Below are 13,575 nucleotides of genomic sequence, written 5' to 3' on the forward strand. Positions count from 1 at the left end.
TATAGGGATGGCGCTCCCGTTTTACCGCCACCGGACCATCCTGCCCCATGCTTCAGATCGAAAACCTTGTCTTCAACGCCTGGGGACGACAGTTCTTCAATCGTGCAAGCGCCAACCTGCCCAACCCGTCCAAGGTGTCTCTGGTCGGCCGGAACGGCGTCGGGAAATCCACACTTTTCAAACTGATCAAGGGCGAGCTTCAGCCGGATTCCGGTGAGATCGTCATCCCCCGCGCCGCCCGCGTGGCGACCGTGGATCAGGAACACCCCGCCACTCCCATCAGCCTGATCGACACGATCCTCGCCGCCGACACGGAACGCGCTGCCCTCATGGCCGAGCTGGAAACGGCCGATCCGGAGCGGATGGGCGATATCTGGATGCGCCTGATCGAAATCGACGCCGACAGCGCGCCCTCCCGTGCAGCGGAAATCCTCAATGGTCTGGGCTTCTCCACGGCCGACCTCGATCGCCCGATGGCCGAATTCTCCGGCGGCTGGCGGATGCGCGTGGCACTCGCCGCCGCGCTGTTTGCCGAGCCCGACCTGCTGCTGCTCGATGAGCCGACGAACTATCTCGATCTCGAAGGCGCTCTGTGGCTGGAAGCGCGCCTTGCCCGCTATCCGCATTCCGCGCTCATCATCAGCCATGACCGCGAACTGCTGAACAATTCCGTCGATTTCACGCTGCATGTCACGGAAGGCAAGCTGGAACTCTATACCGGCGGCTATGACGATTTCGAACGCCAGCGCGCGGAGAAGATCCGCCTGCAAAGCGCCACCCGCGCCAAGCAGGAAGCCGAACGCGCGCATCTGCAGTCCTTCGTGGACCGCTTCAAGGCCTCGGCCGCCAAAGCCGCCCAGGCCCAGAGCCGCGTCAAGCGCCTAGCCAAACTCGCCCCGATCGAAACCACGATCGAGGCTTCGGTCTCGCCGTTCCTGCTGCCCTCGCCCGCCCGTCCGCTGGCACCGCCGCTGATCCGGCTGGAAAATGTGGAAGTCGGCTATGGCGATGATCCGGCCATCCTGCGCGATCTGAACCTCAGGCTGGACGTGGATGACCGTATCGGCCTACTTGGTGTCAACGGTGCAGGAAAATCCACTTTTGCGAAAATGATCGCAGGCGCTCTCGAAGTCCGTTCCGGAGAGGTCTCCCGTTCGCCCCGGATCGAGGTCGGCTGGTTCCATCAGCACCAGATCGAAGCGCTCGATCCCGAACAGACCCCGCTCGACATCATGCGTGAGGCACGCCCGACCGACAGCGACCAGTCCCACCGCTCCCGCCTGGCGCAGTTCGGCATCCATTTCGAAAAGCAGGGCACCAAGGTCGAAGCGCTTTCCGGCGGCGAGCGCGCGCGCCTGCTGCTGAACATGGTCGCCATGGCCGCCCCGCATCTGCTGATCCTCGATGAGCCGACCAACCATCTGGACATCGACAGCCGCCGCGCCCTGCTGGACGCCCTGAACAGTTACGAAGGCGCGGTCATCCTCATCACCCATGACCGCTCGCTTATGGAACTGGTTGCGGACCGGCTCTGGCTGGCCGCGGACAACCAGATCGTCCCCTTCGATGGCGACATGGACGATTATGCGAAGTTCGTCATCGAGCGCGCCAAAGGTGGAACATCCGCCCCTTCCCAGAGCGCGGCAAAGGAAAAGCGCTCCAAGGGCAAGAAAAAGAAGACCAAATAAGAAAATACAGGAATCATTATTGAGGAGGGCTGTATTTGAATAACCCCTCCTCGGTATCCTGTCTCCAATATGAAAATCGTTAAATACCCACGACAGGATAGTAAATATACTTCCATGAAGCGTGGTAAGTTGTTATTCTGATCCATAAATAATGTGTAATTTTCGTTATTTTTGAGATATATCAATTTTCAAACTTCCGTGAACGCGTAAGTCTCTCCTGACGGGCAGTTCCCATCGACGTGCCCGGCATGGCGGTCGGGTAACTGATGGAATTCCTTGGACGGATTTTAGGAAGGGAAAAGTGTGTCTCCTCTCGGTGGCCTGAAGATCACGGGAAATTACCTGCCCAGACGGTACAGACTACTCTTGGGCGCTGTCTTCTTCATTGGCTCCCCCCTTCCTGCCTTTGCCCAGAGCGCCGATGACCAAGAACTGGCCGCGATCAAGGCAGAGATGCGCATGCTCGAAGGCCGCCTTCAGGCCATCGAGCAACGCCGCCATGCAGGATCCGCCTCCCATGCGGCCCGTCCGAATACCCCGAAAACCTCCGTCGCGCGCAGGATGCCGATAAAGGGCGAGACCCCAAAAATCGAAACCGCCCGCGCGGCAACATCGCCGTCCTCTCCGGCCAGCAGCATTCCCCGCCCCAACAGCGGGATCATGCCGGTTTCAACGGCAGGCTTCGCCCCTGACAGTGTTACGGCAGCTCCCGCAACGGTCCCGGCGACCCCGATCGTTACGCCGGCCCCCCAGACACCGCCGCCGCTGTTCCAGTGGCTGGGTAACCAGCACAACGAGGCGCACCGGACATCCATCGACCTGACATCGTCCAGTCCGCTCGCCATTACCCAGACGGAAGTGGATCATCTTCCGCCGGTCTTCCAGATCGGCAATCTGACGGTCAGGCTGGGTGGATTCATCGATTTCTCCAACATCTGGAGAAGTTCGAACATGACCAGTGGCCCTGCGACGGCGTGGAACAATTTTCCGTATGCCAACAGCCCCAATCACGGGCTGAGCGAAGAGCGTTTCTCGGCGCAGCTCACCCGTTTCTCCACGCTGCTGGAAGCCAATCCGACCAAGTCCGTGCGTCTTCAGGCTTATGTCGAAAGCGATTTCGGCGGGTCTGGCGGGACGACCAACAGCGTGCAGATCAACGGTTATACACCCCGTCTGAGGCAGGGATATTTCACCTTCACGGAGAAGGACTGGGGACTGCACGTCCTCATGGGCCAAGCCTGGAGCCTGACGACCAATTACGCCAAGGGCGTCATTCCCCGTCAGGAACAGCTTCCGGCCGTTACGGATAACAACCAGATCCCAGGCATCACCTTTACCCGCGTGCCGCAGATCCGCATTGCCAAGGACTGGGACAGGAAATACTGGCTGGCCCTGTCGATCGAGGACCCTCAGGCGACAGTCGGTTTCTCCGATGCGCTCAGTTCGGGCGGAACGCTTCCCGCGAGCTACGGACATCTCACCGGACCGACGGTCTATTACGCCAATGCCGGTGGCGTTCTGCTGAACCCGAACACGCAGTACAGCTACAACCCCGCGCCCGATATCGTTCTCAAGACGGCGGTTGATACGTCATTCGGGCATTATGAGGTCTTTGGCCTTGCGCGCTGGTTCCGTGGGCTGGTTCAGCCGGCTGGCGAAAACCATACCCACAAAAGCACGCAGTTCGGCGGTGGCGTGGGCGCTGGCATGACCGTGCCGCTCGGGACGGACAAGCTTCAGCTGACCGGAAACGTGCTCGCCGGTCAGGGTGTCGGGCGTTACGGACCCAGCCTCATTCCCGATACGACCTTCGACAGCAACGGCAATCCCACTCCGATCCCGGAAATCATGGGTTCGCTCGGGCTGGTCGGGCATCCGGCACGCTCCGTGCTGCTTTATACCTATGGCGGTGTGGAGAGCGCGGGACGCCGCACCTATCTGGGCGCCGATGGCATCCAGCATGGCTATGGCGCGACGGACCTGAACCTCTCCGGCTGTGAATACGAATTCGGAACGTGCTCCGCCCAGACGAGAACGCTGGCCTCCCTGACGACGGGCGGCTGGTGGCACTTCCTGGACGGCCATTACGGCAGTGTCATGGGCGGGCTTCAGTACACCTACATCCGGAAGTTCGCCTTCAAAGGCAATGACGGCGCGGGTCATGCCGTCGACCCCACGACTTATGGACATACGGTGTATGTGACCTTCCGTTATTATCCCTTCCAGCAATAACATCTGGTAGAATATTCACATTACCTGACAAATCATTCCAATCGGCAAACACCCTTTTCCCAAGACTTTCGCGCCCTCACAGTCATGGTTTCCGGTCTGACAGGCCAGCCATGACACTCTGGAGAATTTCATGTCTGGCACAACAACTCAGGCGCCGCCCAAGCCCCTGAATCCGGCTCCGACGCAACCGCAGAAACTTCAGCCGCTTTATGTGCTGTCGTGGTTCCTGTGCGCGCTGTTCTACTTCTATCAGTATGCCATCCGTTCCGCCCCCGGCATCATGCAGGATGAGCTGACGCAGGCCTGGGGCAACAGTCATCTCGGCCTGATGATCGCGTCCTATTACATCGTCTACGCGCTGATGGCGCTTGCCGTGGGCGTGCTGCTGGACCGCTATGGCGCCCATGCCATCATGCCGATGTTCATTGCCATCACGGGCGTGGGCTGTCTGATCTTCGGCCAGGGCAGCCTGGTTGCGGGTATTGGCGGTTACATCATCCAGGGCATCGGTGCGATCTGTGCCTTCGTCGGTGCGTCCTATGTTGCGGCGCGCTATCTTCCGGCCCGGACGCTGGCGCTTTTCGTCGGTCTGACGCAGTGCATGGGTATGGCCGGGGCCGCCTTCGGCTCCAAGCCGACGCGCATCCTGATCGATCCGCATGGTTCGTTCCACATCCCCTGGCAGTCGGTCTGGCTGGGCTTTGGTGTCATCGGGCTCCTGCTGGCTGTGGCAGTCTTTTTCGTCATGCCGCGCGATACGGGTGACAGCGCCCAGCATCATGGCGATTTTTCCATGGCCAACCTGCTGCGTCCCTTCAAGATCATCTTCTCCAACCCCCAGAGCTGGATTGCCGGTCTTGCCGGTGGCCTGCTCTTCGTGCCGACCACGATCGGTGCTCTGGGCTGGGGGGCTCTGATGCTGAGCAAGGGAGAGCACACGACGATGGGCTTTGCGGCCACGGACGTTTCGATGGTCCCCATCGGCTGGGTTATCGGCTGCCCGCTTCTGGGCTGGATTTCCGACAAGATCGGCCGCCGCAAGCCTGTCCTGATTGGTGGTGCACTGGTGCTGCTGGCAGCGTCGCTCTGCGCACTTTACGTGCCGGTCGGCGTTATGCCGCACTACTCCGTGGCGCTGATCATGGGTATTGCGTCCGGTGCGGCCATGATCCCGTTCTCCTCGATGAAGGAAGTCAATCCGCCCGAGGTCAAGGGAACGGCCGCCGGTGTCATGAACTTCCTCGTGTTCGGCACGACCGGCATCATGTCGCCGCTCGTTTCCGCCCTGATGGGCAAGGATGCGCCGGAGACGATGGAACAGTTCCATACGGCCTTCCTACCGCTGGTCATCGGCATCGGAATTGCCATTCTGCTCGGCTTCCTGCTCAAGGAAACCGGATGGAAAGTCCACAAGACCTCCTGAGTTTTCCGGACGGTCCGAAAAAGAAAAACGGCCCACTCTCGTGGGCCGTTTTTCTATGCGCCTTTTCAAACGGACGATATGAAAAGCAGCCTCTTACTTCGCGGCCGCCTTCTCAAATGCTCCGGCAATTGTCAGCGTCACGTCATCGCCAACATACGGAACATACTTTTTCACGCCAAAATCGCTGCGGTGGATCGTCGCTTCTGCCTGGAAGCCGACCGTATAGGCCTTGTCCATCGGATTGACGCCTGCGCCCACGAAATGGACGTGCAGGACTTCCGGGTGCGTGACGCCATGAAGCGTCAGATTGCCGGTCACCAGAGCCTCATCCGTGCCCGTGCGGCGGACCTGCGTCGAGACGAAGGTCGCATCCGGATATTTCGCGACATCGAACCATTCACTGTTCTTGAGTTCACCCGTCAGAACCGTGCTGGTGGTTGAAATGCTCGAAACCGGGATGGTCACGTTCAGGTGCGAGGCCTCCGGATGGGCCGTATCAAGCTGAAGCGCGCCGGTGACGCCAGAGATCTGGCCGGAATAATAGGTGAAGCCGAAATGCAGCACGGAAAAGCCGATCTGCGTATGGCTGGTCTCGACCGTATAGGCGCCGGACTGCACCTCAGCAGGGTTGGCGGCATAAGCCGTGGAAGACAGGAGAACGAGAGCGAACGCAGCGCCTGCGCTCTTGAGAAGACGTGTTTTCATGATGTCATGATCTTTCTTGATGAAGTGAGTTGAAGAGGTCAGCCGAACCGGAAACCTGACAGGGCTTTCCCCATGACGATATCGTTGTAATCGCGATGGCCCGCGTCGGTTCCCGCGGCGCCAGCGGCGAACATCAACGGCAGGAGATGTTCCGGCTGAGGGTGGCACTCCCGCGCAAACGGGGCGTGCTCCCAGTCCAGCAGGCTTTGTGTGCGACGAGCGGGCGGAGCCTCGACCGCCTGCTGAAGCCATGTGTCGAACGCGACGGATTGCGCATCCGATACGGCATCGGGGCGCATCAGATGGCGCATGTTGTGGTAAGTCATGCCCGTGCCCACAATCAGGATGTTTTCGTCCCGCAAAGGCGCCAGCATCTCCCCGAATTGCAGGACGCCTGCGGCATCCAGCGACCCTGGCAAAGAAATCTCCACAACCGGGATATCTGCATCGGGAAATGCGAGCATAAAGGGAATGAACACCCCGTGATCCAGTCCACGCGTGGCATTTTCCGTACAGGCTACGCCACGCTCGCGCAGGAGATCACGGATTTTTCCCGCAACGGTCGGCGCTCCGGATACGGGATATTCAAGCTGATAGGTGTGAGGCGGAAAGCCGTAATAATCGTAGATCAGCGACGGATGGGCCGCTGATCCGACGACCATATCCGACGTCTCCCAATGACCGGACATGACCACAATGGCGTCCGGACGACGTGCCAGGGAGGGCCCTACAGAACGGAGATAGGCTGCCATGCGATCCCATGTCGTTCCCCACTCCATGAAGAAGCACGGGCCACCTCCATGCGGCAGGAAAAGAACGGGTTGCCGCGTCGTGTCCTGATTGTTCAGGGTCATGGTGAGTGCCTCCGTTCCGTACGATAGGACTGATCTTGCCACCCTCACCCGAAAAGAATAATTCCCTGATCCGGGATAGGATCTGACACCAGGAGTGTGAAGTGAATGCTTGATCGCTTCACGGGCATGCAGGTTTTTGCAAAGGTCGTGGCTCAGGGCAGCTTTTCAGGAGCCGCACGCTCGCTGGGTCTGTCGCAGACGATGGTCACGAAACATATTGCCGCGCTGGAAAGCCGGCTGGGGATCTCGCTGTTCCATCGCAGCACGCGCAGGCTGTCGCTGACGGAACCGGGGCGTCTCTTTTTCATCCGCAGCCAAAAAATCCTGACGGATCTGGAAGAGATGGAACAGGAAGTCTCGGCGGAAAACCAGGAGCCACGCGGGCTTCTGCGCCTGAATGCGCCGGTCTCGTTCGCCATCCGGCATGTCGGGCCGATCCTGCCGGAATTCAGCCGACGCCACCCCCTCGTCACGGTCGAACTGGGGCTGGATGACCGGAGGATTGATCCGATTACCGAAGGATGGGATCTGACGCTGCGTATCGGGCGGATGCCATCGAGCGCGTTGCGGTCGCGCCGGCTGGCGCAGGTCGATTTCGTGGTCTGCGCGGCGCCGTCCTATCTGGAAGAGTGTGGCACGCCCCGCAGCGTTGCCGACCTGCCTAACCACCGCTGTCTGGGCTATACGCTCGGCGACGAAATCAGCAGTGCGCGCTGGAGCTTTGGTGCGAATGGTGAACGCACGGTCCCGGTGAGTGGTCCCATGCATGCCAATAACGGCGATATCCTGCGCGAAGCTGCCGTGGCCGGACAGGGCATCATCTATCAGCCGACGTTCATCGTTTCGGATGAGTTGAAATCAGGCCGGCTGGTCTCGCTGCCGCTTGATGTGCCCGTCATGACGGGGCCGGAACTGCATGCTGTCTATGCTCCGACGCCTCATGTCCCGCTCAAGATCCGGGCGATGATCGATTTTCTGGTTGAACGCTATGGCTCAGTTCCGCCCTGGACGATCTGACGGAACCGGAGAAAGCGTGCCTTACTGGACTGTGGCCGGAGCGTTTTTCTGACGGATCGCTGCGAATTCGGAACCGGCATTCCATTGTGGCCAGTCATGCGAGAAGGCCACATCATGCCCGACTTTCCACACGGCCCAGACGTCCTGCGCGGCACCACGCACATCCCAGTCCGGGCTCCAGGCATCGCAGGCCTGATGGTAGCAGGCCATGTAGGCCGTCAGCCACTTGCCACCCGCTTCCGTTCCGCCCTTCAGAAGATCGAACTTGCCGGCCATATCCATGACCGCAAGAACCGGGACGCCGGCACGCGCGAAGGGGAGATGATCCGCGCGATAGAATGCGCCACGCTCGGGCATGGCTTCCGGCTGTGCGGTACGGCCCTGAAGGGCCACGGCGGCCGCAAACTGCTCCTGAAGCGTGTCCTGCCCTGCCCCGATGATGAAGGCGTTATGCGCAGGCCCTGCCATCTGGAGCACGTCCATCGTCAAATTGGCTGCCGTCTTGTCCAGCGGCGCCAGCGGATGGGCGACGTACCAGCCTGATCCCAGAAGACCGCGTTCCTCGCCCGTCCAGGCTGCGAAACGAATAGTGCGGTCAGGCTTCGGTCCGGCCTTGAAGGCCCGGGCGATTTCGAACAGCGCTGCAATTCCCGAGCCGTCGTCGATCGCACCGCGTCGAATGACAGTGTTGCCCTGCGCGTCGGTGCTCTTGCCGTAAGCGTCCCAGTGGGCACCGAACATGACCGTCTCGTCCGGATATTTCGCACCCGTGATCTTGGCGAGCACGTTCTGGCTTTGCAGACGATCGACCGTGACCGGCAGGTCGGCTGAGAACGTCGTGTGCTTCAGCGTGACGGGACGGAAGCTCTCGGAACGGGCCTTGATGCGCAGGGTATCAAGATCCAGCCCAGCCTGCTGGAAGAGCGCGACCGCGGCCTTGCCTTCAAGCCAGCCCTGCACGGGAACGGGGCGACTTTCAGCGGCCGCATGTTCCACGTCATACGCCTCCCCGCCCGGAGCCACGACCGTGCTCCAGGGATAGGACGCGCCTGCCGTGTCGTGCACGATCAGGGCAGCGACGGCACCACGCCGGGCGGCTTCCTCGTATTTGTAGGTCCAGCGGCCGTAATACGTCATGGTCTTGCCGCCGAAGCGACCGGCAACGGGTTCACCGGGAGCCGCATCGAAATCGGGATCGTTGACGAGGAAAACCGCAACCTTGCCCTTCAGATCAACGCCCTTGAAATCATCCCAGTGGCGCTCCGGCGCATGCACGCCATAGCCCACGAAAACCATCGGAGCATTTTTGACCTGAAGCCGGTCTTCCGGCAGCAGCGTCGCGAGATAGATGTCCTGAAGCTGGATCAGGGGAAGCGTCCTTCCGCCGGTCCGGGCCGTGATGGAACCGTTCGCAGCGGTTCTGGTGCGGATCATGGGAACCGTCTGCGTCCATCCGCCATTTTCGCCAGCGGGCTCAAGACCCAGAGCCTTGTACTGTTCGATCAGCCAAGGAACCGTGACCTTCTCCCCTTCCGTTCCGGGAGCACGGCCCTCGAACCGGTCGGAGGCCAGGATTTTCATCGTCTCCGACATGCGCGACGGGCTGATCTCGGCTGTCGGGTCGGCATGACCGGCGACCGGAGCGAGAAGAACCGCTGTCAGGGCAGTGGCAAGAAACAGGCTGCGTCGGGGGAATGTCTTCTGTGTCATGGCAGGAGCATATCTTCAGTTACGGTTCTGGGAAGAAGAAATCGGACCGGCGTCTTTCAGTGCCGCCGGGTCCAGACGATCACGGCGGATATAGACGCTCTGCTCAACCGGATCGCGCTGATAGTCCTGTGCGAGTATCTTCAGGACGCAGGCCATGAAATCCGCAGGTGCCCACCTGCCCCACACATGGTAATCATCGAAATAGATGACGGGCGGAAGATCCTGCGGAAGGTCATGGCACAGGTCACGCTCATAGGCGCCCCAGGGGTGACGCGCGTAATCCACCTCCCATGGCAGGTATTCATGATATTTCTTCATGGAGAGGCGGCCCGCGTAAATATAGACATCCGGGTTATAGGGAATGACCAGAATGCGTTCGTCCGGGCGGGAATGGGCCTGAATGGCTTTGACGAAACCGACATCCCTGTTTTCGCGGATCGGATGAAAGCCTGCCTGACGCAACTGCTGTCGTGTCATGCCATGCGGAGAGGAGACGGCGTGCCGGACCCCGATGACATAGAAGGCACAGAAAGCGAGCGCGATGCATAGTGCGGCACGGTCATAGGACTGCAACACACGCATCATCATCAGAACGCAGAGTGTGAGCGCGCCCATGATGAATGTTCCGTCCTGAAATCCGAACGCGCCACGCACCTGCATCATCAGAACCGCGCCGATGAGCAGCAGGGCTGCCAGTCTGTGCCGGGATGTTGCGAGAACGAGAATACTCCCGATCACGAAGCAGATCACGGCCAGGGACTGGATCGTGGTATCGGGCCGGAAGGATGGAACAAGGCTGAGAAACAGGGTGCCAAGGCCCACGTCGATATAGGGGGCATAGTAGAACTGGTTGGCAACGAAATGATAGGCGATCATCCCGCCCAGATCGCCGTAAACCGCCATCCAGAGCCCGCTGAGGGCGAGTGCCGCACCAGCGCCGAGCAGAACCTGCAGAATCCCGCTCCAGTAGCCCGGGCGTCTTACGGCAATGACGACCAGCCCCAGCAGGACGGTTGTCGGACCGAAGGAATAGGCCGTGAGCGGCAGAAGAGCGATGCACGCGCCACCACATCGCGCCTGCCAGCAACCGACCTCGTCTCCCAGCAGAATAGGAAGAACCAGCAGCGCCATGGCGGCCGCAAGCAGATCACCGCCGATGGTCCAGTAACTGTCCATGTTGAACGCCTGAATCGTCCACTGGGCCCCCATTGCGACAAGCCATGCCGCAGTCGCAAGGCACCGAGTTGATGGTTTTTTGAGCGCGGGGCACAGGAAGACGGCCACGGCGCTGGCCATCGTGCAGACAACCGGGATGAGCCGCATGAGATAGGCGTGGCGGAAATCGGTCACCAGGCCGACGAGCCAGGACAGGGCAAAAATCAGCGGGCCATGCGCGTCGATATAATCGCGATACAGGATATCGCCCCTGACGATGGCTAGTCCGCCGAGGATATGGCCGGATTCATCGCCAAAAGGTGGGGCTCCGAGGCCGAAGAAGGTCTTCAGGACGAAATACAGCACGGCAAGCATCGCAAGGAATGGGCCGCAAAAAGGAAGGAAGCTCATTCTGCGCATGGGTGTCGGCATGTTTTGATCCAGAAAGAAAAGACCGGGAGGAAAGATCAGGTCTTTCCTCCCGGCTGGTGATTACTTGCCCTGTTCGGAAACAAGCCCACGATGCACCAGCATCGGGGTAATGTCCGGGTCGCGGCCGTAGAAGGCGCGGAACATCGGGCCGTAATCCATGGTGTGTCCCTTCGAGAGGATCATGTCGCGGAAGCGCTGTCCGTTTTCACGCGTCAGACCGCCATGCTCCTGGAACCAGGAGAACACGTCCTGATCCAGCATTTCCGTCCACAGATAGGCGTAATAGCCGGCGGAATATCCGTTGGACCAGATATGCAGGAAGTAGCTGGAACGATAACGCGGCGGAACAGCTGCGACATCCAGTCCCGTGCGGTTCAGAGCATCGCTCTCAAACTTGTCCACGTCCTGCCGCGGTGCCGTCGCGGGCAGGCTGTGCCATTTCATGTCCAGCTCGGCTGCAGCCACGATCTCACCCAGCGCATAGCCCTGATTGAAATGTGCGGCCTTGCGGATCTTCTCGACCAGGGCCTTGGGCATCGGAGCGCCAGTCTTGTAGTGCCGGGCGTAATGCGACAGCACCTTGGGATCCAGCGCCCAGTTCTCGTTGAACTGCGACGGGAACTCCACGAAGTCACGCGCCACGCTTGTGCCGGACAGCGACGGGTAGGTCTGGTCCGCGAACAGCCCATGCAGGGCATGGCCGAATTCGTGGAACATGGTCGTCACATCGTCAGACGTGATGAGTTGCGGCTGGCCGGGGGCCGCTTTGGTGAAGTTGGCGACGTTGTAGATGACGGGCTTTGTTCCCAGCAGTTTGGACTGCCCGACGAAGTTGGACATCCACGCACCGCCGGACTTGTTGTCCCGCTTGAAGTAATCGAAATACATCAGACCCAGCGGAGAGCCGTCCTTGTCGTGGACTTCAAAGACCATGACGTCAGGCTGGTAGACGGGGATATCCGTCCGCTGCTGGAACGTGATCCCGTAAAGCTGGTTGGCGGCAAAGAACACGCCATCCGTCAGGACCGTTTTGAGCTCGAAATACGGCTTGATTTCATTCTGATCGAGATTGTACTTCGCGCGGCGCACCTGATCGGAATAATGCTCCCAATCCCAGGGCTTCAGATCGAACTTGCCGCCGTCCTTGCGGATGGCTTTCTGAAGAACCTCGGCTTCGCGCTTCTGTTCGGCAACCGTGGCCGGGACGAGCTGCTGCATGAAGTTTTCCGCAGCTTCCGGCGTCTTGGCCATCTGATCGTACAGCGTATAGGCGGCGAAATTCGGATAGCCGAAGAGTGCGGCCTTCTGCGCGCGAAGCTCTGCCAGTTCGGCGATCGTGGCGCGGGTGTCGTTCTCGTCGCCTTTCTCGGCACGGGTCCAGCTCTGCTCGAACAGGGCCTGACGGGTTTCGCGGTCGCTCAGGGAAGAGAGGGCCGGCTGCTGCGTCGTGTTCTGAAGGGGGATGACCCATTTTCCGGTCAGGCCCCGCTCCTGCGCGGCCTTGGCGGCTGAGGCGATCGTGTTGTCATCCAGACCGGCCAGCGCTTTTTTGCTGTCCACGATCAGGGCGCCGTTCTTGGCGCTGGCAATCAGCTTCTGCTCGTACTGCGTCTCAAGATTGGAGAGGCGCGTGTTGATCGCGCGCAGCTTCGTTTTGTCTGCCGCGGAGAGCTGTGCGCCGGCATGGACGAACTGCTGGTAATAGATATCGAGAAGCTGCGCCTGTTCGGGCGTCAGATTAAGCTTTTCGCGGCGGTCATAGAGGGACTTCACGCGGGCGAAGAGCTTCGCGTTCAGATAGACCTCATCTTCATGGGCGGTCAGCCGGGGTGCTTCCTGGCTCTGCACCTTGTCCAGCGTATCGTCGGTGTTGGCCTGATACACGCCATAGAACGTCATCTGCACGCGGTTGAGCGTCTGGCCCGCGCGCTCCATAGCGGCAATGGTGTTGTCGAACGTCGGCGCTGCGCGGTTGTTGGCGATGGCCTTGATCTCACGCAGATGCTCGGCCATTCCGCGCTCGAAGGCCGGGGCGTAGTCGCTGTCTGTGATCTGGTCGAAACGGGGGGCCTGATAGGGCAGCGTGCTTGCTGAAAAGAACGGGTTCGTGGAAGCGGCATGCGCTTCAGCGGAAAGGGAAAATGCCGAAACAGCAAGAACTGCGGCAAGCCTGAAATTGAAAGCCATGAAATCGCCTGTAATACTCATGATGATGCCGAACCGTATGGTGTTCAGGAGGGATCGTCAAACGGCTGATCGCGCTACCGAAAGCGTGCGGAAACTGCCAATTGCCGCTTGACGGAATTTTCTCCTTGGTGCGTGCGAAAACTCCTCCCTAGACCGGCAGTGTGTGTTGACA

At 60.2% G+C, this 13,575-nt stretch carries 9 protein-coding genes; 4 read left to right on the forward strand and 5 right to left on the reverse strand.

The annotated features are described in order from the left end of the window. Window positions 1-47 precede the first annotated feature (47 nt). The 3 genes from HKD27_RS09510 to HKD27_RS09520 all read left to right on the forward strand — a co-directional run bounded on the left by HKD27_RS09510 (window position 48) and on the right by HKD27_RS09520 (window position 5,343). Window positions 48-1,688 (forward strand): ABC-F family ATP-binding cassette domain-containing protein, encoded by a 1,641-nt coding sequence (locus HKD27_RS09510; RefSeq protein ID WP_194689328.1) that lies wholly within the window; start codon window positions 48-50, stop codon window positions 1,686-1,688. Between the two features lie 303 nt (window positions 1,689-1,991). Further along, window positions 1,992-3,920, forward strand: coding sequence for a hypothetical protein (locus tag HKD27_RS09515; protein ID WP_194689329.1), 1,929 nt, complete (start codon window positions 1,992-1,994; stop codon window positions 3,918-3,920). A gap of 130 nt (window positions 3,921-4,050) precedes the next feature. Next, the gene (locus HKD27_RS09520; protein WP_194689330.1) at window positions 4,051-5,343 is read left to right on the forward strand and encodes an MFS transporter; all 1,293 of its coding nucleotides are present in this window, start codon (window positions 4,051-4,053) and stop codon (window positions 5,341-5,343) included. Between the two features lie 93 nt (window positions 5,344-5,436). Here HKD27_RS09520 and HKD27_RS09525 read toward each other — a convergent pair whose 3' ends face one another. Together HKD27_RS09525 and HKD27_RS09530 are read right to left on the reverse strand one after the other, a co-directional pair. Beyond that, window positions 5,437-6,048 carry a YceI family protein gene (locus HKD27_RS09525; protein WP_194689331.1) on the reverse strand — a complete coding sequence of 204 codons (612 nt, stop codon included), beginning with the start codon at window positions 6,046-6,048 and terminating at the stop codon, window positions 5,437-5,439. 38 nt (window positions 6,049-6,086) lie between these two features. Then, on the reverse strand, window positions 6,087-6,902 hold the full coding sequence (locus tag HKD27_RS09530) for a class III extradiol ring-cleavage dioxygenase (RefSeq protein WP_194689332.1): 816 nt from the start codon (window positions 6,900-6,902) through the stop codon (window positions 6,087-6,089). 105 nt (window positions 6,903-7,007) lie between these two features. On the opposite strand from HKD27_RS09530, the gene HKD27_RS09535 reads away from it, so the two are divergent. Next, a complete protein-coding gene (locus tag HKD27_RS09535) occupies window positions 7,008-7,919 on the forward strand; it encodes a LysR family transcriptional regulator (RefSeq protein ID WP_194689333.1) in 912 nt (303 codons plus the stop codon). 21 nt (window positions 7,920-7,940) lie between these two features. On the opposite strand, the gene HKD27_RS09540 is transcribed toward HKD27_RS09535, so the two are convergent. Genes HKD27_RS09540 through HKD27_RS09550 form a run of 3 tightly spaced genes read right to left on the reverse strand, consistent with a single transcriptional unit; the run spans window position 7,941 to window position 13,403 of the window. After that, window positions 7,941-9,629: a M28 family metallopeptidase gene (locus HKD27_RS09540; protein ID WP_194689334.1), complete on the reverse strand. Its 1,689-nt coding sequence runs from the start codon at window positions 9,627-9,629 to the stop codon at window positions 7,941-7,943. A 15-nt stretch (window positions 9,630-9,644) separates the two neighbouring features. Beyond that, window positions 9,645-11,216, reverse strand: coding sequence for a hypothetical protein (locus HKD27_RS16375; RefSeq protein ID WP_228518420.1), 1,572 nt, complete (start codon window positions 11,214-11,216; stop codon window positions 9,645-9,647). Window positions 11,217-11,276: 60 nt separating this feature from the next. Next, on the reverse strand, window positions 11,277-13,403 hold the full coding sequence (locus HKD27_RS09550; RefSeq protein ID WP_194689361.1) for a M3 family metallopeptidase: 2,127 nt from the start codon (window positions 13,401-13,403) through the stop codon (window positions 11,277-11,279). Window positions 13,404-13,575: the final 172 nt, after the last annotated feature.

Source organism: Gluconobacter sp. R75690 (genome assembly GCF_015244525.1).
Classification (GTDB): Bacteria; Pseudomonadota; Alphaproteobacteria; order Acetobacterales; family Acetobacteraceae; genus Gluconobacter; species Gluconobacter potus.

Excerpts from the sequence above, each read along its gene's own strand:
- HKD27_RS09520 (WP_194689330.1), top strand. The coding sequence starts at position 4,051 with ATGTCTGGCACAACAACTCAGGCGCCGCCCAAGCCCCTGAATCCGGCT.
- HKD27_RS09540 (WP_194689334.1), bottom strand. The coding sequence starts at position 9,629 with ATGACACAGAAGACATTCCCCCGACGCAGCCTGTTTCTTGCCACTGCC.
- HKD27_RS09525 (WP_194689331.1), bottom strand. The coding sequence starts at position 6,048 with ATGAAAACACGTCTTCTCAAGAGCGCAGGCGCTGCGTTCGCTCTCGTT.
- HKD27_RS09510 (WP_194689328.1), top strand. The coding sequence starts at position 48 with ATGCTTCAGATCGAAAACCTTGTCTTCAACGCCTGGGGACGACAGTTC.
- HKD27_RS09550 (WP_194689361.1), bottom strand. The coding sequence starts at position 13,403 with ATGGCTTTCAATTTCAGGCTTGCCGCAGTTCTTGCTGTTTCGGCATTT.
- HKD27_RS09535 (WP_194689333.1), top strand. The coding sequence starts at position 7,008 with ATGCTTGATCGCTTCACGGGCATGCAGGTTTTTGCAAAGGTCGTGGCT.
- HKD27_RS16375 (WP_228518420.1), bottom strand. The coding sequence starts at position 11,216 with ATGCCGACACCCATGCGCAGAATGAGCTTCCTTCCTTTTTGCGGCCCA.
- HKD27_RS09530 (WP_194689332.1), bottom strand. The coding sequence starts at position 6,902 with ATGACCCTGAACAATCAGGACACGACGCGGCAACCCGTTCTTTTCCTG.